16 protein-coding genes are annotated in these 23,291 nt (G+C 76.3%); 8 read left to right on the forward strand and 8 right to left on the reverse strand.

Annotation, left to right across the window (positions count from 1 at the left end; genetic code table 11):
- Positions 1–73: 73 nt before the first annotated feature.
- Complete coding sequence (locus ACN20G_RS08875; RefSeq protein WP_424212198.1) at positions 74–721, forward strand: hypothetical protein; 648 nt, start codon at positions 74–76, stop codon at positions 719–721.
- Between the two features lie 807 nt (positions 722–1,528).
- On the opposite strand, the gene ACN20G_RS08880 is transcribed toward ACN20G_RS08875, so the two are convergent.
- Positions 1,529–3,271 (reverse strand): DUF6350 family protein, encoded by a 1,743-nt coding sequence (locus tag ACN20G_RS08880; protein ID WP_424212199.1) that lies wholly within the window; start codon positions 3,269–3,271, stop codon positions 1,529–1,531.
- A gap of 109 nt (positions 3,272–3,380) precedes the next feature.
- Here ACN20G_RS08880 and ACN20G_RS08885 point away from each other — a divergent pair, with 109 nt between their 5' ends.
- A complete protein-coding gene (locus ACN20G_RS08885; RefSeq protein WP_424212201.1) occupies positions 3,381–4,715 on the forward strand; it encodes a helix-turn-helix domain-containing protein in 1,335 nt (444 codons plus the stop codon).
- A 221-nt stretch (positions 4,716–4,936) separates the two neighbouring features.
- Here the strand turns inward: ACN20G_RS08885 and sucD are convergent, their stop codons facing one another.
- From sucD to ACN20G_RS08910, 5 genes are all read right to left on the reverse strand, one after another.
- Positions 4,937–5,821: a succinate--CoA ligase subunit alpha gene (sucD, locus tag ACN20G_RS08890; RefSeq protein ID WP_424212202.1), complete on the reverse strand. Its 885-nt coding sequence runs from the start codon at positions 5,819–5,821 to the stop codon at positions 4,937–4,939.
- A gap of 23 nt (positions 5,822–5,844) precedes the next feature.
- Positions 5,845–7,023, reverse strand: a complete 1,179-nt coding sequence (gene sucC / locus ACN20G_RS08895; protein WP_424212203.1) for an ADP-forming succinate--CoA ligase subunit beta — start codon at positions 7,021–7,023, stop codon at positions 5,845–5,847.
- 262 nt (positions 7,024–7,285) lie between these two features.
- Positions 7,286–8,521 carry a VWA domain-containing protein gene (locus tag ACN20G_RS08900; RefSeq protein ID WP_424212204.1) on the reverse strand — a complete coding sequence of 412 codons (1,236 nt, stop codon included), beginning with the start codon at positions 8,519–8,521 and terminating at the stop codon, positions 7,286–7,288.
- A 29-nt stretch (positions 8,522–8,550) separates the two neighbouring features.
- Positions 8,551–10,854, reverse strand: coding sequence for a DUF5682 family protein (locus ACN20G_RS08905; RefSeq protein ID WP_424212205.1), 2,304 nt, complete (start codon positions 10,852–10,854; stop codon positions 8,551–8,553).
- Complete coding sequence (locus ACN20G_RS08910) at positions 10,851–11,963, reverse strand: ATP-binding protein (protein WP_424212206.1); 1,113 nt, start codon at positions 11,961–11,963, stop codon at positions 10,851–10,853. Before ACN20G_RS08910 ends, ACN20G_RS08905 begins: the two co-directional genes overlap by 4 nt.
- Before the next feature lie 148 nt (positions 11,964–12,111).
- Between ACN20G_RS08910 and ACN20G_RS08915 the strand changes: the two genes are divergently transcribed.
- Complete coding sequence (locus tag ACN20G_RS08915) at positions 12,112–13,209, forward strand: hypothetical protein (RefSeq protein ID WP_424212207.1); 1,098 nt, start codon at positions 12,112–12,114, stop codon at positions 13,207–13,209.
- 371 nt (positions 13,210–13,580) lie between these two features.
- The gene (locus ACN20G_RS08920) at positions 13,581–15,215 is read left to right on the forward strand and encodes a DUF5691 domain-containing protein (protein ID WP_424212208.1); all 1,635 of its coding nucleotides are present in this window, start codon (positions 13,581–13,583) and stop codon (positions 15,213–15,215) included.
- A gap of 18 nt (positions 15,216–15,233) precedes the next feature.
- Here the strand turns inward: ACN20G_RS08920 and ACN20G_RS08925 are convergent, their stop codons facing one another.
- Positions 15,234–15,647 (reverse strand): cobalamin B12-binding domain-containing protein, encoded by a 414-nt coding sequence (locus ACN20G_RS08925; protein ID WP_424212209.1) that lies wholly within the window; start codon positions 15,645–15,647, stop codon positions 15,234–15,236.
- A gap of 230 nt (positions 15,648–15,877) precedes the next feature.
- On the opposite strand from ACN20G_RS08925, the gene ACN20G_RS08930 reads away from it, so the two are divergent.
- Together ACN20G_RS08930 and ACN20G_RS08935 are read left to right on the forward strand one after the other, a co-directional pair.
- Positions 15,878–16,864: an esterase/lipase family protein gene (locus ACN20G_RS08930; protein WP_424212210.1), complete on the forward strand. Its 987-nt coding sequence runs from the start codon at positions 15,878–15,880 to the stop codon at positions 16,862–16,864.
- Between the two features lie 214 nt (positions 16,865–17,078).
- A complete protein-coding gene (locus tag ACN20G_RS08935) occupies positions 17,079–18,677 on the forward strand; it encodes a M23 family metallopeptidase (protein WP_424212211.1) in 1,599 nt (532 codons plus the stop codon).
- 76 nt (positions 18,678–18,753) lie between these two features.
- Here ACN20G_RS08935 and pcrA read toward each other — a convergent pair whose 3' ends face one another.
- Positions 18,754–21,285, reverse strand: a complete 2,532-nt coding sequence (gene pcrA, locus ACN20G_RS08940) for a DNA helicase PcrA (RefSeq protein ID WP_424212212.1) — start codon at positions 21,283–21,285, stop codon at positions 18,754–18,756.
- A 221-nt stretch (positions 21,286–21,506) separates the two neighbouring features.
- Here pcrA and ACN20G_RS08945 point away from each other — a divergent pair, with 221 nt between their 5' ends.
- Positions 21,507–21,860 (forward strand): hypothetical protein, encoded by a 354-nt coding sequence (locus ACN20G_RS08945; protein WP_424212213.1) that lies wholly within the window; start codon positions 21,507–21,509, stop codon positions 21,858–21,860.
- A gap of 257 nt (positions 21,861–22,117) precedes the next feature.
- Positions 22,118–23,287 carry an NlpC/P60 family protein gene (locus tag ACN20G_RS08950; protein ID WP_424212214.1) on the forward strand — a complete coding sequence of 390 codons (1,170 nt, stop codon included), beginning with the start codon at positions 22,118–22,120 and terminating at the stop codon, positions 23,285–23,287.
- Positions 23,288–23,291: the final 4 nt, after the last annotated feature.

The raw sequence follows: 23,291 nt of genomic DNA on the forward strand, positions 1-23,291 counted from the left end.
GTAGCGTCTGGGATACAACGCGAAAACACGACGCCGCAGCCCAGCCCACGACACAGGGGAAGAAACGCACCCGATGCCGGACCGCCGCCAGTCCTCCGCCTCCTCCGACACCCCGCCCTCCGACGAGCGCCCCGGGACCGGAGGCGGCGACGCGGACCGCCCCGCCTCGGACAACCCGTTCGCCGCGCCGCCCGCGGACCGGCCCGACCAGCCCTGGCAGCCCCGCCAGGGCGCGGACCGCCTCCCGCCCGAACAGCGCGAACCGGCCGGCGGCCCCGAGGGCACGGGCCGCGGCCCCGCCCGCTGGGACCCCACCGACCCCCTCCAGCGACGCGCGCGGTACGCGATGCTCGCGGGCATGTGGGGCGTGTTCTTCGGGGTGTTCGAGATCCCGTCGATGGCCCTGCTGCTCGGCGCGCTCGCCCTGTACTGGGGCATCAGCGCGCTGCGCGGCCGCCGCCCCGAACCGGAGGAGGGCAAGCCGGCCCCGCCCCCCGTCGACCCGGCGATGACCCGCCCCCAGCGCACGGCGGCGATCAGCGGCATCGTCGGCGCGACCCTCGCCGTCGTGGTCTCCCTGGCCACGTACGGCGTCCAGATCGCGTTCAAGGACTACTACGTCTGCCGAGCCGACGCCCTCACCCAAACCGCGGAACTCCGCTGCAACGACCTCCTGCCGGACAACGGCGTCGGAGCGCTCCTGCGAGTGGAACAGGAATAACCCCCACCGAGCGCCGCCCCGCCCCACCCCGGCACCGACCGGAAGGGGTGGCGGCGCGTACCCGAGCGCGGGCGCACACATGGCCGAGACGGCCGCCTGCCGGCGGCGGCCGGGAGGGAGCCCGGGGTGCGGTGCGTGGCCGGATGCGGGCACGGTCGTGGCGGGGGTGGCCGCCTGCCGGCGGCGGGCAGGTCAACAACGTTTCCCGGCGGCGGCCGGGGAGGAGACCCGGGGTGCGGTACGTGCCCGGGTGCGGGTGGGGTCGTGGCCGGGGTGGCCGCCTGACGGCGGCGGGTAAGTCAACAGCGTTTCCCGGCGGCGGCCGGGAGGGGACCCGGGTGTCGGTGAGTGCCCGGGTGCCGGTGGGTTCGTGGTGTGGGGCCCGACGGGCCCCGGTCGGGCTTCGGCCGGGCCCGAGTGTCGGGTGACCCCGGCCGCTCCGGGCCGCAGGCGCGTCTGACCGTGGGTTGGTGCGGTGGGGGGCGTGGCCACGCGCGGTCCGGGTTCGTGGAACGGATCGCCGGTCGGCTTCCCGGGCCTCTTGTGTGCTGGGGACCCGCCCCGGCCGCGTCCGGGGCTGCGGACGGCTACGGCCCCTGACCCCCGACCCCCTCCGCCGCCCCTGGGAAAAGCTTTTGACCTGCCCGCCGCCGGCAGGCGGCCACCTCGGCCACTGACTCGCCCGCAGACGGCGACGCACCCCGCCCCCAGGCCCCTCCCCGCCGCCACCGGGAAACGCCTTTGACCTACCCGCCGCCGGCAGGCGGCCACGCCCGCCACGCACCCGCCCGCAGGCCGGCGCGTGGGTCAGTTGTGCTCTGCCTGGGCGGGTTCTGATGGTTCGCCGGACGCCGGGGTCTTCGCGCGGGGCGGCTTCGCGCGTGAGCGCGACAGGAGGCGGGCCCCGGTGACCTTCACCGCCAACGGCTCGGCATCCGCCCCGGGCCCCGGCTCCGGTGCCGGGCTCGGCTCCGGGGCCGGTGCCGGGCTCGGTGCCGGCCCTGGGGTCGGGCTCGCAGCTTGCGCCTCCGCCGCCGCGCCCGCCGCCTCCCCCGGTCCCTCCCCCGACCCCCCGTCAGGGCCCGCGCCGACGCTGCGGCGGAGGAGGTCCCAGCGGGCGCCCGCGCCGATCAGCGCTTCCGCCGCCGCTTCGGCGGCGGGGTCGGGGCGGCCGGCGGTGGGGGCGGACGGGGCGGGGTCCTCGGCGGGGCGGCCGCCCGAGAGGCCCAGCAGCCACCACGCGCCGCGCCGGCCGGCGGGTTCGGCCTGGTCGGGTTCGCCCGGCGCGGGGGCGGACGCCGGAAGGAGCGCGCGGGAGGGACGGGTGCGCCAGCCGTGCACGAGGAGGGCCGGCGGGAGGGCGCAGACCAGGATCCAGGCCCCCGCCGCCGCCCCGACCTGCCACCACACGGGCCCGATGGACGCGAGCGTCCCGGTGCCCAGGGCGCCGGCGGAGGCGCCGGCCAGCAGCGCCGTGAGCGCGGCGCACACCCCGGCGGCCAGGGTCGTCGTCCAGGCCACCTCCCCGTAGCCGACCTCGCGGGGTCGGCGGACGGCGAACCAGCCGACGCCGATCCCGGCGAGCACCGGCACCGCCGCGACGGCCCAGGTCCACGGCCCGCCCGGCCCGTCGCCGGGGAGCGCCGCCAGAAGCGGGAAGCGGGGCAGTCGGGGGGAGCCGGGGAAGCCGAAGGGGGTCGCGGCGGCGCCCGCGCCGATGGTGAACCCGGGCCCGAGCGCGTAGGACACGGCCCAGGCGATCGCGTTGGGCAGCAGGGCGAGGGCGAGCAGGAGGACGGCGAAGCGACCCGACCAGACGCCGGTCAGATGGGTGAACGCCTCCTTCGCGGGGCCCCCGTGGCGGGTGAGCGCGGCCCCGAGGAGCAGGGCGCCGCCCCCCGCCAGCATGAGGGCGCCCGCGCTCCCCGCGCGCAGCGCGAGCGCGTAGCGGGGGCGTGCGATGCCGAGGCGAACGCGCCGGGGGATCCTGTCGGGGAGGGGGCCCAACGGGCGGCCCCGGCCGCACCAGACCCCGCCGGCCGCCGCCGTGAGCACGACCAGCGGGACGTGCCAGGCCGCGCTCAGCGGCACCACGGGGAGGGGCCCGCGCAGGGCGTAGACGGTGACGGCCGTCGCGACCGCGAGGTATCCGCCGGTGACGGCCGCGATGGTGACGCCGGGTGGGGTCTCGTCCTGGTCGGGGGCGGGGCGGGTGGCCCGCCAGGTGAGCCGTACGGGGAGTGCGACGAGGAGCAACGGGGTGATCCCGACGGGCGCGGGCACCCCCGAAAGGGTGTCGGGCCTGGTCAGTTCCGTGCCGTGGGCGAGCAGCCACAGGGCCGCCGCCACGTGCAGCGCGGCGCCGGGGCCGCTGTCCGGGTAGGGGGAGCTGATCCACAGCACCATCACCAGCACGGCCAGGGATCCCAGCCCCAGACCGGCCGCGACGGCGCCGCCGATCACACAGGTCGCCACGGCGGAGGTGCGGCGTCCGCCGACCCCTCGGAGGGCTTCCGACAACGCGGTCCCACGTTCGGTCACTTGGGTCACGGGGTCATGGTCCCAACGACACGCGCTGAGATCGGGTAACAAGCAATCGGCCGTTGTGTCGCCCAATATACGGTTATGTACTTTTTCGCCCTGGTTGCGGGAGTGTGAGATGACTCAGAGCGTCGACACACCCTCGGATCTCACGCTCCCCTCCCCCAAGGAGAGACGCCGTCTGCGAGAGGCCGCCGCGCTCACGCACGAGGACATCGCGGCGGCCGTCGGGGTCACCCCGAGCACGGTCCGCAACTGGGAGAACGGGCGCACCGGCCCCCGGGGCCGCAAGCGGGACACCTACCTGCGGATCCTGCACGGCCTCCAGCCCGAACGCCACGCCCCGGCACCCGGTCCGGCCCCGGCCCCGACCCCCGATCCCGCGCCTGCGCAGGGCCGGGGACAGGAACAGGGACAGGGGCAGGGGCAGGGGCAGGGGCAGGGACCGGTGTACGGCCCGGAGCCGAAGCCGACGGCCACCCACGAGCCCCCCGAGCCCCCCGCCCCGGAACCCGCCCCGGAGCCCGCCCGCGCGCGGCGCGGGGAGGGGGAGCCGTTGTTGCCCGCCGGGGTCGACGACGTGGAGGAGCGCGCGGCGGCCGAGGCGGCCGGCGGGGTCCGGCCGACCCCGGCCCGCGCCTTCGACGTGCTGTACGCCGCCACCGCCCCGGTCCTGGCGCGGCAGGCGTACCTGCTGACCGGGCGGCGGGCCCTGGCCCTGGAGGCGGTGGAGCACGCGTTCCAGCGCGCGTGGGACCGGTGGCCGGAGGTGGCGCGGGATCCCGATCCGGCCGGGTGGGTGCGGGCGGCCGTGCACGAGTACGCGTTGTCCCCGTGGCACCGGCTGCGGCGGGCCGCGCACCGCCCGGCCGTGCCGGCGTCCCCGCACCGGCCCGACGCCGCCGGGGCCGCGCCGCCGCTGATGACGGCGATGCTGACCCTGGCCCCCGTGCACCGCCGCACCGTGCTGCTCTACGACGGGATCGGCCTGGACCTGCCGGAGACGGCCGCCGAGACGGAGGCGAGCACGCCGACGACCGGGCAGCGGCTGCTGAACGCGCACGACGACCTCGCCGAGCTGCTGCCCGAGCTCGCGGGACTGCCCGACGACCGGCGGTCGGCGGTGCTGCGGGACCGGCTGGCGGCGCTGGTGCCGGCGGAGCCGTTGGTGCCGAGGCCGGCGGTGGTGGTGCGCGACGCGTGCGAGCGGCGCGCGCGGTGGTGGACGCGGGTGGTGATCGGGGTGACGGCCCTGATCACCGTGGCCACGGCGTACACGCTGGCGACGGCGCCCCGCGCCTACGAGCCGCCGCCCTCGCCGGCCGAGAGCGTCACGGGCGTGGCCCCGCACAGCGGGCCGGAGCGGCTCACCGAGCAGGGCGCTGAGCTGCGGGATCGGCTGCGGCGGGACCCGGGTTCGGTGCCGCACCGGCTGGTTCCCCGAGTCGGCTGAGCGCCGGGGCGGGGGCGTACGTCCGGACGTCCGGACCGCCTGGCGCCCGGACGGCCCGGCACCCCGACGCCCCGACGCCCGGACGGCCCGGCACCCTGGCGTCCGGACGGCCGCCCGCCCGGCCGCCCGGCCGTTCGGACGCGGGAACGGGCGCGGCCCGCGTCCCCGTGGAGGGGGACGCGGGCCGCGCCCGTTCGCGTGGTGCGAGGGTGACCGGAGGGTCAGCCGGCGAGGATCTCGCGGGCCAGGCGCGCGGTCTCGGTCGGGGTCTTGCCGACCTTGACGCCCGCGGCCTCCAGGGCCTCCTGCTTGGCCTGCGCCGTGCCGGAGGAGCCGGAGACGATGGCGCCGGCGTGGCCCATGGTCTTGCCCTCGGGCGCGGTGAAGCCGGCGACGTAGCCGACGACCGGCTTCGTCACGTGCTCCTTGATGTACGCCGCCGCGCGCTCCTCGGCGTCGCCGCCGATCTCGCCGATCATCACGATGAGGTCGGTGTCCGGGTCGGCCTCGAAGGCAGCCAGGGCGTCGATGTGCGTGGTGCCGATGACCGGGTCGCCACCGATGCCGACGGCGGAGGTGAAGCCGATGTCGCGGAGCTCGTACATCATCTGGTACGTCAGCGTGCCGGACTTGGAGACCAGACCGATGCGGCCGGGCTTGGTGATGTCGCCCGGGATGATGCCGGCGTTGGACTGCCCGGGGGTGATGAGGCCGGGGCAGTTCGGGCCGATGATGCGGGTCTTGTTGCCCTTGGCGGTGGCGTAGGCCCAGAAGGCGGCGGAGTCGTGCACCGCGATGCCCTCGGTGATGACCACGGCGAGGGGGATCTCGGCGTCGATGGCCTCGATCACGGCGGCCTTGGCGAAGGCCGGGGGGACGAACAGCACGGAGACGTCCGCGCCGGTCTTCTCCATGGCCTCGGCGACGGTGCCGAAGACGGGGACCTCGGTGCCGTCGAAGTCGACGGAGGTGCCGGCCTTGCGCGGGTTGACGCCACCGACGATGTTGGTGCCGTCGCCCAGCATCAGGCGGGTGTGCTTCATGCCCGTGGCACCGGTCATGCCCTGGACGATGACCTTGCTGTCCTTGGTGAGGAAGATAGCCATGGTGAGTCTGTGACCTCGTCCCTTTACTTCGCAGCCGCGAGCTCGGCGGCCTTGTCGGCCGCGCCGTCCATGGTGTCCACGCGCTGCACGAGCGGGTGGTTGGCGTCGGACAGGATCTTCCGACCCAGCTCCGCGTTGTTGCCGTCGAGGCGCACGACGAGCGGCTTCTCGACCTTCTCGCCCTTGCTCTCGAGCAGGGCGAGGGCCTGGACGATGCCGTTGGCGACCTCGTCGCAGGCGGTGATGCCGCCGAAGACGTTGACGAACACGGACTTGACGTCCGGGTCTCCGAGGATGATCTCCAGGCCGTTGGCCATGACCTCGGCGGAGGCGCCGCCGCCGATGTCGAGGAAGTTGGCGGGCTTGACGCCGCCGTGGTTTTCCCCGGCGTAGGCGACGACGTCGAGGGTGCTCATGACGAGACCCGCGCCGTTGCCGATGATGCCGACCTCGCCGTCGAGCTTGACGTAGTTGAGGTTCTTCGCCTTGGCCGCGGCCTCCAGCGGGTTCGCGGCGGCCTTGTCGACGAGCTCCTCGTGGGAGGGCTGACGGAAGTCGGCGTTCTCGTCCAGGGAGACCTTGCCGTCGAGGGCGATGACCTTGCCGCCCGCGACCTTGGCCAGCGGGTTGACCTCGACGAGGAGGGCGTCCTCGGCGACGAAGGTGTCCCACAGGGTCACGAGGACCTCGGCGACCTGCTCCGCGACCTCGGCCGGGAACTTGGCCAGCTCGACGATCTCGCGGGCCTTCTCGATGGTGACGCCGTCGATGGCGTTGACGGGGACCTTCGCGAGGGCCTCGGGGGTCTTCTCCGCGACCTCCTCGATGTCCATGCCGCCCTGCACCGAGGCCATCGCCAGGAAGGTGCGGTTGGTGCGGTCCAGGAGGTAGGAGACGTAGTACTCCTCGACGATCTCCGGCGCGGTCTCGGCGATCATCACCTTGTGGACCGTGTGGCCCTTGATGTCCATGCCGAGGATGTCCGTCGCGCGGGCGACGGCCTCGTCCGGGGTCGCCGCCAGCTTCACGCCGCCGGCCTTGCCGCGGCCGCCGACCTTGACCTGGGCCTTGACGACGGACTTGCCGCCCAGCCGCTCGGTCGCCTCGCGGGCCGCCTCAGGCGTGTCGATGACTTCACCGGCCAGCACCGGTACACCGTGCTTGGCGAAGAGGTCCCTCGCCTGGTACTCGAACAGGTCCACGCGCGTCCGTCCCTTGTCGTAAAGATTCGCAGTATTCGCGGTTTTCTGCGTGGGCGTGCCGCGGAGGGCAACGTGACGGCGCTGTCACAAGGGAAGCGCACACGGTGACCGTGAACGCGGCATGTCCGTCTCGCAGGTTATCCCCGCAGGACGTAGGTCCCTAAATCGCAGATCACACCGGGGCGGTGATACCTGTCACAGATCCCCTGACGGTTCACCTCGCGTTTCGTGCGATCCGACCAGCCGGGCCCGGTACCTGCGCTCATGTCGCCGGAGTCGGCACCGCGGCGCCTTCCAGCGCCGCCGCCATCACCTCCGGGAACGCGTCGGGGGTGCACGCGAACACGGTGGCGCCGGCCGCCGCGAGGGCCTCCGCGTGCTCCCGGTCCCAGGCCGGTTCGCCCTCGTCGGACAGGGCCGGCAGCACGATCACGCGGACGCCCGCCGCGGTCAGCTCGGCCACCCGCCGGCGCGCCGCGTCCCGCGCGCCCCCGTCGTGCAGGTCGCTGACGAGGACGAGGACGGTGTCCGGCGGGCGCGTGATCCGCGCGGCGCAGTACGCGAGTGCCCGCCCGATGTCCGTGCCCCCGCCCAGCCGCGTCCCGAACAGCACGTCCACCGGATCCTCGATCGACTCCGTCAGGTCCGCGACCTCCGTGTCGAACACGACGAGTCGGGTGTCCAGCCACCGCAGCGAGGCCAGCACCGCCCCGAACACCGCCGCGTAGACCGCGGACGCCGCCATCGACGCCGACTGGTCCACGCACAGCACCACCTCCTTGCGGGGCCCGCGCCCGGCCCGGGCGTGCCCCACGAGCCGCTCGGGCACGAGGGTCGCGTGCTCGGGCCGCCAGTGCCGCAGGTTGGCGCGGATCGTGCGGTCCCAGTCCACGTCGGCGGGGCGCGGCCGGCGGGTGCGGGCGCTCCGGTCCCGGGCCCCGGTGAGCGCGGCCCGCGTCGCGGGGGCCAGCCGCCGTTCCAGGTCGGTGACCACCCGTCGGACCAGTTCGCGGGCCGTGGCCCGGGTGGTGTCGGGCAGCACGTCCCGCAGCGCGAGCAGGGTGCCCACGAGGTGCACGTCGGGTTCGACCACCGCCAGCGTCTCGGGCTCCAGGAGCAGGTCCCGCAGGCCCAGCCGGTCGATCGCGTCGCGCTGGAGGATCCGCACGACGGGGGTCGGGAAGCAGGACCGAACGTCCCCCAGCCAGCGCGCGACCGACGGGGCCGAAAGTCCCGTGCCGCCCGCCCGCGCCCCGCCGCCGGGCCCGCCGCCGGATCCGCCGGGTCCCGCCGGGTCCCCGTCGGGGGCGTCGTAGAGGCGGGCGAGGGCCGCGTCCACGACGGCGTCCCGACCGGCCGGCACGTGCCCCGTGCCGTCCGCGTCCCCGCCGCCCAGCACCAGCCGCCAGCGTCGGGCCCGTTCGCCCTCCGACACCCGCGCCCCGCCCCCGGCGCCGGCCCCGACCCCGGCCCTGTCGTCGTCCCTGTCCTCGTTCACGCCGCGCTCCCCCGTTTCCGTTCCGCGCCTCATCGGGCGCTCCCGGCCAGCAGTCGCACCACCGGCACGATCGCCGCCGCCCGCTCGCGGTCCTCCCCCGCCGCCGGCGCGAAGCCCGCCGGGATCCCGTCGCCCACCGCCGGAGCCGTCCGGCCCGGCCCGCGTCGGACGGCCTCGCCCAGGGCGCGGCGGACCGCCGGCGGGAATCCGCCGAAGGTGCGCCGCAGCAGCGGCAGCGCCTCCGTGAACGCCCGCTCCGGGACCGTCGACACCCACCCGTCGAGCAGGGCCGTGAGGCGTTCGTCGTGCACGAGGAGCATGCCGCCGCCGTCGGCGAAGCCCTCGATCCAGCCGGCCGCGTCGCTCGGGTCGGTGCCCGGCGACAGGGCCAGGGACATGCGGCGGGCGGCCCCGTCCGCGTCGAGCGCGTCCGCGTCCCACAGCAGGCGCACGGCCCGGCCGCGCAGCGTCCCGGGCACCGCGGGCCGGTCCGCGAGCGCCCGCAGCGCCGCCGTCCACCGGTCCGCCAGCCCGGGGTCTCCGAGCAGACCGATCGCCCCGTGCGCCGCGTCCAGCCGGGTGCGGGCCGCGGCCGCGGCCCCCGGGTCCAGGCCCGCGCACGCGGTGGGCAGCCCGATCCGGACCCGCTCGGCGAGTCCGCCGGCCACCGCAGCGAGCGCGCCCGTGTCCGTGCCCCGCACGTCGCCGTAGCGCAGGGCCCGGGCCAGCGCGGGCAGCGCGTCGGCGAGGGCGAGGACGTCCGCGTGGAGCGCGGCCCGGTCCGCGAGGCCCGCCAGCACCTCCGGCAGGGCCCCGTCGAGTCCGGCGGCCAAGGCCGCGCGGGCCAGGTCGGCGGCGGCGGCCGGGGTCTCGGCGGCCCGCGCCTCGGCCCGGACCCGGGCCCCGGCCGCCGTCTCCACCGTGGTGCCCCACACCCCGGCCTCGGCCACCCGCACCGACAGTTCGGGCTCCCAGCGCAGCCGCCAGGTCTCCCGGAAGGTGCCGACGCCGGGCCGGGACGCGGCCGGTACGGCCCAGTCCACGCCGAGCAGTCGCAGCCGGTGCAGGAGCCGCGAGCGGTCCGCGTCCAGGGTTCGGCGCAGGTCGAGTTCGAGCTCCCGGTCCCCGGCCTCCGGTCTCAGCCGCAGGGAGCGCTGGAGCCGGTCCAGGTCCCGGCGCAGGGGCGCGGCGGGCGCCGCGGCCGGCACCTCGCCGAGGTCGTCGCCGACCACGAGCCGGTGCCCGATCAGCCCGAGCGGCAGCTCGGAGCCCTCGCACAGCACGGCCCGCGCCGCCTCCAGCGTCTCCTCCAGGCCCGGCAGGGGCCGCTCGCGCAGGGCGGCGAGGGCCTCGGCGAAGCGGACGGCCTCGATCACGTGCGCCGTGGACACGTGCAGGTCCTGCTCCCGGAGCAGGGCCGCGATCCGGGCCAGCCAGCGCTCCGCGGGCCGGTCGGGGGCCGCGAACAGGTGCGCGTACCAGCCGGGCGCGGCGATGCCGGCGCCGTAGCCGCCGGAGCGGGCGAGCCGGCGGTGGGTCCACGGCACCCACGACAGGTGCGGCCGGACCCGGGGCAGGCCGGTGAGCAGGGCGCGATCGGCGGCGACGGTGGTCCGGGCGCGCAGCGCCGGCACGTGCCAGGCCCCGCAGACCACGGCGATGCCGGGGCCGAACTCGCGCCGCGCGGCCCGGATCCGCTGCCGCATGTGCGCCTCGCGCGCGGCCTCCCGGCCCCCTTCGGCCGGGGCGCCGGCCCGTTCGCGCAGCGCGGTCATGGCCTCCTCCACGGCGAGGAACGGGGCGAGGGGGTGGTGTTCGGGGCCGGCGCGGTGCTCGACCACGTCCTCCCACCAGCGTTCCGGATCGGCGTGCCCGGCGGCCTCCGCGAGCGCCCCCAGCGGATCGGCCCGCACCCCGTCCTCCCCGTCTCCGTCCCCCGCGCCGTGCGCCGCGCGGTCCCAGGCGAGGGTGTGGGCGGCCGGGAGGTCGAAGAAGCGCGCGGGGCGGCCCCGTTCACGGGCCCAGCGGATCGCGACCCACTCGGGGGAGAACACGGCGAAGGGCCAGAACACCGATCGGCCCGGCTCGTCCGTCGGGTGGGCGGCCAGGGCGATCGGCGGGCGCAGGTCCGGGTCGTCGGCGAACTCCAGCAGCGGGTCGGCCTCCGGCGGGCCCTCCACGAGCACCGCGGCCGGGTCGAGGGCGTCCAACGCGGCCCGCACCGCGCGCGCCGACCCGGGCCCGTGGTGCCGCACGCCGAGCAGCCACGGCCCGCCCGCCGCCGACCCGTCCGTCCCCGACCCGCCGTGCGTCGTCACGCCCGACGCCGTCATGCCCGGGGGCCGATCTCGCGGCAGGCCCGGTAGAGGTCCTGCCAGCCCTCCCGTTCGCGCACCACGGTCTCCAGGTACTCGTGCCAGGCCGTCCCGTCGGCGGCCGGGTCGCGGACCACCGCGGCCAGCACCCCGGCCGCCAGGTCCGGGGCCCGCAGCACCCCGTCGCCGAAGTGCGCCGCCAGCGCGAGCCCGCCGGTGACCACGGAGATCGCGTCGGCCGTGGACAGGGTGCCGCCGGGGGACTTCAGGCGGGTGCGGCCGTCGTCGGTGACCCCTTCGCGCAGTTCGCGGAAGAGGGTGACCACCCGCCGGATCTCCGCCGAGCCGGCCGGCAGGGCGGGCAGGTCCATGGCCCGGCCCAGTTCGTCCACCCGTCGGGCCACGATGTCCACCTCGGCGTCCACGCTCGACGGCAGCGGCAGCACCACCGTGTTGAAGCGGCGGCGCAGGGCGCCCGACAGTTCGTGCACGCCCCGGTCGCGGTCGTTGGCGGTGGCGATCAGGTTGAAGCCGCGGACGGCCTGCACCTCCTGGCCCAACTCGGGTATCGGCAGGGTCTTCTCGGACAGGATCGTGATCAGCGCGTCCTGCACCTCGGCGGGGATCCGGGTCAGCTCCTCCACCCGGGCCGTGGCGCCGGCGGCCATGGCCCGCATCACGGGGCTGGGCACGAGCGCTCCCCGCCCCGGCCCCTCGGCCAGCAGCCGGGCGTAGTTCCAGCCGTAGCGCACGGCCTCCTCGGGGGTGCCGGCCGTGCCCTGCACGAGCAGGGTGGAATCGCCGCTGACGGCGGCGGCCAGGTGCTCGGAGACCCGGGTCTTGGCGGTGCCGGGAACGCCGAGCAGCAGCAGGGCCCGATCGGTGACGAGGGTGGCCACGGCCACCTCCACGATCCGGCGCGGCCCCACGTACTTGGGGGTGATCACGGTGCCGTCGGGGAGGGTGGTGCCGAGCAGGTAGTCGGCGACGGCGCGCGGCGAGAGCCGCCACCGTTCGGGGCGGGGCCGGTCGTCGGCGGCGTCGAGGGCTTTCAGTTCGTGCGCGTACGCGTGCTCCGCGTGCGGGCGCAGCACGTCGGGTCGGCTGCCGTTCTCGGACGCGGTCATGGCTCCCCCTCGGGCTCGGCGGTCCCGGTGCGAACCGCGCTCCACCACCATGCGCCGGCCCACTGACAACGCCCGCCCATTTCAACGTCGTTGCAGGTCAGCGCGGGGTCCGGGGGGATTGTCAGTGGGCCTGCCTACGGTGTTCGACATGACTGAGCGACAGGTCCGTCGGACGGCGGAACACGTGTTGTCCGCCGGTTCCGAGGACGTCGACGCGCCGTCGCGCCGGCCGCCCCGGGGCGCCGGCGAGGGGGGATCACGAACCCGGTCCGGAGCTTCCGCTTCCGGGTCCGGGCGGGCCGAGGAGGCGGCCCGGCGGCGGGCTGAACGCCGCGAGGAACGGATCGACGCGGGCGCCCGGGAGCTCGAACGGCGACTGGCCGACCTGGTCCGCGAGGGCCTGGCCGGGCGGGCCGCCGAGAGACCCGGGGACTGGGCCGGGACGGCGGCCCGGATGGTCGACGCCCAGGCCCCCGGACTGGCCGCGCGCGTCCGTGACCTGGGCGCGCTGCCGGTCTCCGAGCCCGGCCGGCTGCTCGCGGAATGCGCGACCGCGCACCTGCTGGCCCGGGCCTGGCTCGGCCGGGAGGCGCTGCCGCCCGCGTTGGCGGCGGTGGTCCGGGCGCGGGTGGGACTGCCCGCGCCGGCCGTCGGGCCGGCCGTCCGCGACCTGTGGTCGGTGCTGTCCCAACGGGACCTCCCGTCCCTCGACGGCCGCCTGACCACGCGCAGAATCTGGTTGCACGGCCACAACACGGGTGATTCCGTACTCCTGTTGGACTTCGGCGGCGGCGGTCGCCTCCCGGCCCTGACCCTGCCGGTGGGCTTCCGGATCGACGCCGAGGTACGACGCCGTCCCGGCGCGGACGGACCGCGGGCGGACCTCGGCGAGAGGTTCGGGGAACCGGACGTGGACCCGTCCGTACCCACCGGCGTGTCCACCGAGGAGGCCCTCGACGCCTACGGATCCGCCCTGCGGCGGGATCCCTGGCTCGACTCCGTGCCGGTGGTGCTGGGCCCGGTGATCCCGGTGCCGACACCGCTCGGCTGGCACGTACGCGACGCCGACGGCGCCCACGCGCTGCCGGTCACGGGCGCCGGGGGGCGTCCGAGACCGGGCCTGTGGCGGCTGGCCGCCGTCTCCGGCGGGGCGCCGGTCACGGTCTTCGGGGAGTGCGGCCACCGCGGCCTCACGCCGCTGACCGTCTGGGACCCCGTGACGGGCGAGCCCACGCCCCTCACCTGACCCGCCCGCGCACCACCCGCACACACCCACTCCACCACCAACCCGCGGCGCGCCGCGCCGCGGGACGCCCCGCCCTGCCCCGAACCGGGCCGGCGGGGCCGCCGGGACACCACCGATCGGGGGATCCGGATGTCCGACGACAACCACGCGAGCTGAACCGCGTCCGACCACGCACACCACACCGCACGCCACGCGCACCACACCACGACCCGGGGGGACTTCCGATGGACGACAACCACGCGAGCTGACACCACCGCGCCACTCCACGACGGGACCGGGGCGGCGGCCGACCACCGCCGCCCCGGCACCACCGCGCCGAACACCACCACACCACCACATCGCCGCATCGCCGCACCAGGGAGGGACCAGCCGTGCACACACCGCCCCGAGGCCCCGTCGACCCCGCCCCCACGTCCGCGTGGGAGGAGGCGGTGCGCACGGCGCTGCTCGGCACCGACCGGCGCCGCGCCGGCCCGCCCACCGAGCCCGGGGCCCTGCTCACGACGGCCGCCGAACTCGTCCTCGCCCGCCGGGCCGGCCTGCGCCCGGGCCCCGCGCCCGCCGCCCCCGCGCCCGCACCGCCCGACCCCCGGCCCGAGCCGCCCGAGGCCGCGCGCCGCAGGCTCGCGAGCCTGCTCGCGGGCCGCGCGGCCGGGCCCGCCGCCCGCCGCGCCCCGGGCCCGGACCTCACGGAGCTGCTGCCGCAGTGGTTGGCGACGGCCGTGGCCCACGGCTATCGGGCCCCGTCCGCCCTGCTGCCCGCCCTGTTGGAGACGGCGCGGGCCCGCACCGACCTGCGGGCCCCGGCCCTGGCCCTGGCCGGGCCGCGCGGCCGGTGGCTGGCCGCGCTGAACCCGGAGTGGCGGTTCGTGTCCCGGGCCCCGGTCCCGGGCGCGGGACTGCCGGACCCGGCGGACGGGCCGGCCGTGCACCGGCTGTGGGGGGAGGGCCTGTTCGCGGAACGGGTCGCGCTGCTCGGGCTGGTGCGCCGGCGCTCCCCGGCGGCCGCCGTGGAGCTGCTGCGGGCGACCTGGGACACCGAACGGGCCGAGGACCGGCTGCTGTTCCTCGACGCGCTGCGCACCGGCCTCTCCCTCGCCGACGAGCCCTTCCTGGAGGCCGCGTTGACGGACCGGAGCCGCAACGTGCGCGTCACGGCGGCCGAGTTGTTGTCGGCGCTGCCCGGGTCGGCGCTGGCCGCGCGGATGGCGGCCCGCGCCACGGCCCACGTCGGCCCCGGGGGCACCGTCCCGCCGGCGGCCTGCGACCCGGGCATGGAGCACGACGGGGTGCTCCCGCACCCGCCGTCCGGGCGCGGCGCGCGGTCCTGGTGGCTGGGGCAGCTCGTGGAGGCGGCGCCGCTGGACTGCTGGCGCGAGCGGTTCGACGGGGCCGGCCCGGCCGAGGTGCTGGCCTCCGCGACCGGGGACCGGTGGGGGCCGGACCTGCACGCGGGCTGGTGCCGGGCCGCGATCCGGCAGCGGAACGCCGTGTGGGCGACGGCCCTGCTGGGCGATCCCGGCGCGCCCGTCGCCGCCGGTCCGCTGACCGCCTCGCCGGCCGAGCGGGCCGGGCTGTTGGAGACCCTGCCGGAGGCGGAGCGGGCGGTGTGGGTGGCCGGGTTCGTGCGGGCGCACGGGCTGCCGGAGGCATTCCAACTGCTGGGCACGTGCGCGGTGCCGTGGGCCGGATCGCTGGGGGAGGCGGTGTTGGACGCGTTGGCGGCGGCCCGGGACGCGGGGGGCTACCCGTGGAGCTTCAGCGGGGTGATGGGCCTGGCCGAACGCTGCCTGGACCCGTCCGCCGCGCCCCGCCCGACCCCCGGCCCGCCCCCGCCCGAGGGCGCGCGGGACGCGACCGCCGGGGCGGGCGGCGACCCGGCCCGGGGGTCGGCGCCGGTGGATCCGACGCAGGCCGACGCCTACTGGGCGGAGGCGTTCGACCGGCTCGCGGCCACCCTGCGCGTGCGCGCGACGATGGCGGCGGAGCTGGAGCCGCCCCGGTGAGGGCCTGGGCGAGGCGGGTCAGGCGGCCTCGGCGGGGCGGATGTTGGCCCGTACCCAGTCGACGATCGCGCCCGTCGTGGCCCCCGGGGTGAAGATCGCGGCGACGCCGGCCTCCTTGAGCGGGGCGATGTCGTCCTCGGGGATGATCCCGCCGCCGAACACCTTGATGTCCTGCGCGTCGCGCTCCTTGAGCAGTTCCAGCACCTTCGCGAAGAGGGTGTTGTGGGCGCCCGAGAGGATCGAGAGGCCGATGGCGTCCGCGTCCTCCTGGATCGCGGTGTCCACGATCTGCTCCGGGGTCTGGTGGAGGCCGGTGTAGATGACCTCCATGCCCGCGTCGCGCAGGGCACGGGCGATGACCTTGGCCCCCCGGTCGTGCCCATCGAGGCCCGGCTTGGCCACCACCACACGGATCGGACCGGTCACACCCATCGCACTGCCTCCCGAGTGAACGAACGTTAAGCACAGGATCGCGCACGTCACCGTTTCGCGGTCAAGCGGGAGGGGGAAATCACACGGGGGACGCCGGCGATTCACCGACTCGGCGAGCCGCCCCGTCGTCACCGTCGCCCGTCACCGTCATCCGTCACCGCGCCGACAGCCGCACGGCACGGCGACGTGACGGTGTCGACGACGCGACCGTCGAGCCGGCGGAGACCGTCATGCGATCGTCGTCACTTCACATCAATCAGCGGGTGCGGCGCCTCGGGCCGGTCGCGCCCACCCCCGGATCCGCCCCCTTCCCGCCGTTCCCGTCCGGCCCGTTCGGGCCGCTGCCGGCGCGCGCCTCGTTCGGGCTCACGCCGCTGCCGTTCCCGCTGCCCACCTCCGGGCCGGCCGCCCGCGCCGCCCTGTTGGAGGCGCTCGTGCTCGTCGGGCACCTCGCGCTCTATCCCACCGGGATGCTCCCCGAACGCGCCGGATCCGAGGACCCGGACCGGTCCCCGGCCTCCGGGGCGGGCCGGCCCCCGGTGCTGCTCGTGCACGGGTTCTCCGACAACCGCTCGGTGTTCCTGCCGCTGCGCCGGGCCCTGCGCGCCGCCGGGGACCGGCGGGTGGAGACCTTCGACTACCCGCTCTCGACCCGCGATCCCCGGCTCGTGGCACGGCGGTTGGGCGAGCGGGTCGAGGCCCTGCGCACGCGTACGGGGCACGAACGGGTGGACGTGGTGGGCCACAGCCTCGGCGGGTTGATCGCGCGCTACCACGTGCAGTGCCTCGGGGGCGACACGCGGGTGCGGACTCTGGTCACCCTCGCCACGCCGCACACCGGCACCCGGGTGATCCCCCTGATGGACGTACATCCCCTGGTTCGCCAAGTACGCCCCGATTCACCCCTGATGGCGGAACTGTCCGCCCCGGCCCCCGGCTGCCGCACCCGGTGCGTGGCCTTCTGGAGCGCGTGGGACGCCGTGATGGTGCCGGCCTCCACCGCCCGGCTCGAACACCCCGACCTGCACGCGGAGAACATCGAGGTCACCGGCATCGGACACCTCGCGATGCCGGTGCACCCGGCCGTGATCGGCGCCGTGCGCGGGGTGTTGGACGGCGGACCGCGGTCGGTTTCCGCGGGCCCCGCGCGGGTCGACGCGGGCGCCCCCGGACCGGTCGGGAACGCCGGCGCGGCCGGCGCGGACTCCGCCGCCTGAGGGCTCGAACAGGTCTCGAACCCCAGGCCAAGCGGGGGTTGGGGGCCCTGCGGACACGGCCGAATGCCCACGCCCCGGACGCCGAAACCCGCGGAAGATTGTCGGCGCCGGTGACCGACGGGTACAGTCACGCCACTGCTCTCCGCCGGGGAACCCCCCATTCCCTTTCTCCCCGGACCCCAGGCCCCCCACCGCCGAGGCGAAAGAGACGTTGGTGAACGACCACCCCTCGCCCAGCCGGTACCCGGACACCGGGTACGACGGGTACGAAGACCTCTCCGCCGGCGGCCACGACACCCAGGGCCAAGGCTGGGCCCGGGCCCCGCACCCCGACCCCTACGGTCCCGGCGCCGACCAGGCGACCGGCTCCTGGGACAGCACCGCCTGGACCGGCGGCCTGCCCCCGGACGCGGGGCTCGGCGCGATCCCGGGGCAGCACGTCCCCGAGGACACCACCGGGCAGTGGAACGCGAGCGCGTGGAACACCTCCCACGAGGCCGGGGCCTTCGTGCCCGATCCGGCCTCCGGCGATCACACCGGCGGCGGCCAGTGGGCGATGCCGACCCCGATGCCCGGCGGCGTGGCCGACGGCGGCTCGGGCACCTGGGACTCCACCGCGTGGGCCGCGCCCGCCGCCCCGGAGGCCACGCAGGTGTGGGGCGAGCCGCTGGTGCCCGCGCCGGCCGGCGAGTGGGCGCACCCGGCGACCGCCGTGATCCCCCAGTACCAGGAGCAGTACCAGGAGCAGTACCAGGACCCCTCGCAGGACCCGTACCAGGAGCAGCGGTACTGGGACGGGGGCCCGGAGTCCCACCAAGAGCGGTTCGCGCAGGCCGAGACCGCCGTGTTCGCCCCCGTGCCGGACGCGCCCGCCGCGCACGAGGTCCACGACCCGTACGCGCCCTACGCACCCGCCCCCGAGGGCCCCGACGAGGAGTTCGACCCGCACTCCGCCGCCACCCGCACCATGCCCGCGCAGGCCCCCGCCCCCGACGCCCCCGCCGGGCGGGCCGCCGCGCGCCGCGCCGCGGGCCGTTCCGGGGGTCCGGCCGGCCGCTCCGGGTCCTCCCGGCGCGGGGCGACGAGCCCGGCGAAGCGGTCCGCGCTGCTGACGGTCGCGGTGCCCTCCGCCTGCGTGATGGGGGTGGCCGGGGTGGCCGCCGCCTCCGTGGGCGGGTTGACCGGCGGACCCGAGAAACCGGCGCCCGACACCACCACGATGGCCGCGCCCGACACGAACCCGGTGCCGGTCGCGGCGAACAGCCGGCTCGACACCCAGCTCGCCGCGCTCAGCGCCGACGCCGGCGACTTCGCCGAACGCGCCGGCCGCACCCAGGAGCGGATCGACCTGCGCAAGCGGGAGGCCGACGAGCGCAAGAAGCGCGAGGAGGAGGCCGCCCGCAAGGAGGCCCTGCGCCCCAAGTTCGCGCTGCCGGTGGCGCAGCACGGCCTGAGCGCCGGCTACGGGCAGTCCGGCATCAACTGGATGTCCCTGCACACCGGCATCGACTTCCCCGTGGCCTACGGCACCCCCGTGATGGCCGCCACCGACGGCACCGTCCGCACCCAGTGGAACAACGCCTACGGGAACATGGTCATGCTGACCTCCCCCGACGGCACCGAGACCTGGTACTGCCACCTCGGCAGCTACAAGATCCGCTCCGGCAAGGTGAAGGCCGGCGACGTGATCGCCTATTCCGGCAACTCGGGCAACTCCACCGGCCCGCACCTGCACTTCGAGGTACGGCCCGGCAGCGGCTCGCCCGTGGACCCGGCGGCCTGGCTGCGCAGCAAGGGCTTCGACCCCTCCTGAGCCCGCCCGACCGGGACGACCGAGCCGACCGGGACGAGAGGGGCCCGTGTCCCCTCCGCCCCGGCCGGCCGGCGCGTCAGAGCTTCTGCACCGGCGCGTAGCGCAGCAGCAGCCGCTTGGGCTTGGCGTCGCCGAAGTCGATCGTGGCCTGCGCGTCCGCGCCCGTGCCCTTGACCTCGCGGACCGTGCCCAGACCGAACTGGTCGTGGGTGACGCGGTCGCCGACGGCCAGCGCGATCACCGGCTTCTCGGTGGCCCGGCGGGTCGCGAACCCCGAGGGCCCGGACTTCGAGCGGGCCGTGGACAGGAACGCCTCGGGCGAGGTGCCGAAGGAGGCGCGTTCGCCGCCCCGGGCCCGCATCGGGCCGGCGGGCTTCTGCACCGGGCCGGTCCGCTTCCAGCTCAGGTACTGGTCGGGGATCTCCTCCAGGAACCGCGAGGGCGGGTTGTAGGAGGGGGTGCCCCAGGCGCTGCGCATCGCGGCGCGGGTCAGGTACAGGCGCTCGCGGGCCCGGGTGATGCCCACGTAGGCCAGCCGGCGCTCCTCCTCCAGCTCCTTGGTCTGCCCCAGCGAACGGGAGTGCGGGAACACCCCGTCCTCCAGGCCGGTGAGGAACACGACGGGGAATTCGAGGCCCTTGGCGGTGTGCAGGGTCATCAGGGTGACCACGCCGGAGCCGTCGGGGTCGTCGTCGGGGATCTGGTCGGAGTCGGCCACGAGCGCGACCTGTTCGAGGAACTCGGAGAGGGTCCCGGGGTTCTCCTCGCCCCGGGCCTGCTCGAACTCCAGGGCGACGGCGGCCAGCTCCTGGAGGTTCTCGATCCGGGTCTCGTCCTGCGGGTCGGTGGACGCCTGGAGCTCGGCCAGGTAGCCCGAACGCTCCAGGACGGCCTCCAGGACCACGGCCGGGCCCGCGCCGGACTCGGCGATGGTGCGCAGCTCGTCCATGAGCACGTTGAAGCGCTTGACGGCGTTGGTGGAGCGGGCGGCCATGCCGTATGCCTCGTCCACCCGGCGCAGGGCCTGCGGGAAGGTGATCCGCTCGCGGGCGGCGAGGGCGTCGACCATGGCCTCGGCGCGCTCGCCGATGCCGCGCTTGGGCACGTTGAGGATGCGGCGCAGCGGCACGTTGTCCTCGGGGTTCGCCAGCACCCGCAGGTAGGCGAGGATGTCGCGGACCTCCTTGCGCTCGTAGAAGCGCACGCCGCCGACCACCTTGTAGGGCAGGCCGACCCGGATCAGGATCTCCTCGAACACGCGGGACTGGGCGTTGGTGCGGTAGAAGATCGCCACGTCGCCGGCCTTGGCGTCGCGGGCGTCGGTGAGCCGGTCGATCTCCTCGGCGACGAACTGGGCCTCGTCGTGCTCGGTGTCGGCGACGTAGCCGACGATGCCGACGCCGGTGCCGGCGTCCGTCCACAGGTTCTTCGCGCGCCGGTTCTCGTTGCGTTCGATGACGGCGTTCGCGGCCGAGAGGATGGTCTGGGTGGAGCGGTAGTTCTGCTCCAGCAGGATCGTCGTGGCGTCCGGGTAGTCCTCCTCGAACCGGAGGATGTTGCGGATGGTGGCGCCGCGGAAGGCGTAGATGGACTGGTCGGCGTCGCCCACCACGCACAGTTCGGCGGGCGGCACGTGGCCGGCGGCGGCCGGTTCGTCGACCTCGCCGGCGGGCGCGGTGCCGGCGGCGCCGCCCACGAGCTCGCGGATCAGCGTGTACTGGGCGTGGTTGGTGTCCTGGTACTCGTCCACGAGCACGTGCCGGAAGCGGCGCCGGTAGTGCTCGGCCACGTCGGGGAATGCCTGGAGCAGGTGGACGGTGGTCATGATGATGTCGTCGAAGTCGAGGGCGTTGGCCTCGCGCAGCCGGGCCTGGTACATGGCGTATGCCTGGGCGAGGGTGCGTTCGAAGGCGTCGCCCCCGCCGCCGACCTGGGCGGCGTAGCCCTCGGCGTCGACGAGTTCGTTCTTGAGGTTGGAGACCTTGGCGTTGAAGGACTTCGGGGGGAACTTCTTCGGGTCCAGGTCGAGGTCGCGGCAGACCAGGGCCATCAGGCGCTTGGAGTCGGCGGCGTCGTAGATCGAGAAGGAGCTGGTGAAGCCGAGCTTCTTCGACTCGCGGCGCAGGATGCGCACGCAGGCGCTGTGGAAGGTGGAGACCCACATGGCGGCGGCGCGCGGGCCGATCAGGTTCTCCACGCGCTCGCGCATCTCGGCGGCGGCCTTGTTGGTGAAGGTGATCGCGAGGATCTGCCCGGGGTGGACCCCGCGCGCGGTGAGCAGGTGCCCGATCCGGTGGGTGAGCACGCGGGTCTTGCCGGAGCCCGCGCCGGCGACGATGAGCAGCGGGGACCCGGCGTGGACGACGGCGGCGCGCTGCTGCTCGTTGAGGCCGTCGAGGAGGGTCGCGGGGTCGATGACGGGCTTGGGGGCGCCGTCGCGGTAGTAGGCGTCCGAGGTCATCGGCTCGGCGAAGCGGCCCCCGAAGAGGTCGTCCGCGCCGGCCGGGGCGGCGTCGTACTCCGGGGCGTGCGCGTCCTCCGGCGGCGGGGGCTCCTCGTCGGCGGGGGCCAGGTCTGCCAGGAAGCTGTCGTCAAAGAGGCTGCTCATCGCGCTTTCGAGTCTGGGTCGGGGTCCGGCGGTCGGCGGGCCCGGGGCGGACGGGAGGCGGGGGACGCGGGATCGGGGCGGGGTCGGGACGGCGGTCGACCTTCCACTGTAGGCGCTCGGACCGACGGACCGGGCCCGCTCCCGGGGGCCGGTCCGGGGCGGTGGGACGGGAGCGGACCCGCGACGGCGGGGGCCCGGGAGGCACCCCGTACGCTCGACCCATGACTGTCCTCCTCAACGTCCTCGTCGGCCTGCACATCATCGGCATCGCCTCCCTGCTGGGCGGTTTCCTGACCCAGGTGAAGGCGATCGGCCCGGGCACCGCGCGGATGGTGCCGGCGATGCTGCACGGCGCGCTGACCATGCTCGTGACGGGGGTGCTGCTGGTCGGCCTGCGGGAGATGGACGGGGGCGGCCTGAACCACGTCAAGATCGGCGTGAAGCTGGCCGTGCTGTTCGTGATCCTGGCGCTGGTCTACGTGAAGCGGGACGAGGAGACGGTCTCCAAGGGCGTGTTCACGACGGTCGGCGGACTGACCGTCGCCAACGTCTTCATCGCGGTGCTCTGGCACTGAGCCGAGCCCCGGCCGCGCGGCGCGACCCCGGACGGGGCACCCGCCCGAAGCGCGGGCCCGAGCCTGACGCGCCGCACGCGCGGTCCGGTCGTCGGCGGTCGCCCGGCGCTCGGATCCGCAGCGGAACGATCTCTTCCGCTCCCACTCCGGACAATGCGGGTCATCTCGACATCGACCCGTGACCTGCCGCCCTAGCGTCCTGCCCCGAGCACCCCGGCCCCCGCCGGAGTCCGCATCGGGAAGGACGTGACCCCCGCGTGGCCAGTCATCGCAAGCCCCGCCGTCCCCGCGCCGCGCACGAGCACCCGAGCGACGCGGCGACCGGCGGGGCCCGCGCCCCCAAGGGCCCGCGCGGCCCGTTCGGCGGCGCCGCCGCCCGCATCGCCGCCGCCCTCGCCCTGGCCGGCGCCGCCGGGGCCGGCGGACTCGACGGGGCCGCGCACGCCGCCCCCGCGCCCGACCCGGCCCGGATCCGCGCCGAGGCCGACCGACTGCACCGCGAGGCCGAGGCCGCCGGGGAACGCGCGAACGGGGCCGCCGAACGCGCCGACGCCGCCGCCCGCGCCCTGGCCGGACTGCGGGCCGAGACCGCCCGCCGCACCGCCCGACTCGACGCCGCCCGCGACGGACTCGGCGCCGTGGCCGCCGCCCGCTACCGCGAGGGCTCCCTCGGCCCCGCCGTCCGCCTGGCCCTGTCCCGCGACCCCGCCCGCTTCCTGGACCGGGCCGCCCTGATGGACCGGGCCGGACAGCGCAGCGCGGCGAAGGTGGCCGAGGTGCGGCGCGGGATGCGGGCCGTGGACGAGGCCCGCGCGAAGGCCGAGGGCACCCTGGCCGAGCTGCGCCGGGAGCAGGCCGCGCTGGCCCGCGAGAAGGCGGCGGCCGGGGTCCGACTGACCGAGGCGCGGGCCCTGCTCGACCGCTTGGGGGCGACGGAACGCGCCCGGTGGGAAAACGGCCCCGACACCGGGACCGCCCCCGACACCGCCCGCGCCCCGGGCACCGCGCACGGCGCGAACGGTGCGCCCGGCACCCCGGCCGCCGTGCCCGCCGTCGCGGCCTCGAACACCGCCGGCTCCTCCCGCGCCGCCCGCGCGGTCTCCTACGCGCGCGGCGCGATCGGCAAACCCTACGTCTGGGGCGCCACCGGCCCCTCCGGCTACGACTGCTCCGGCCTGACCCAGGCGGCCTGGCGCGCGGCCGGCGTCAGCCTCCCGCGCACCACCTACACCCAGATCAACGCCGGCCGCCGCGTCTCCCGCGACCGGCTCGCCCCCGGCGACCTCGTCTTCTTCTACTCCGGCGTCAGCCACGTCGGGATCTACATCGGCGACGGCAAGATGATCCACGCCCCGCGCTCCGGCTCCACCGTGCGCGTGGCGCCCGTGGACTCCATGCCCTTCGCGGGCGCCGCCCGCCCCGCCTGACCAC

Source organism: Streptomyces dryopteridis (genome assembly GCF_049606955.1).
Classification (GTDB): domain Bacteria; phylum Actinomycetota; class Actinomycetes; order Streptomycetales; family Streptomycetaceae; genus Streptomyces.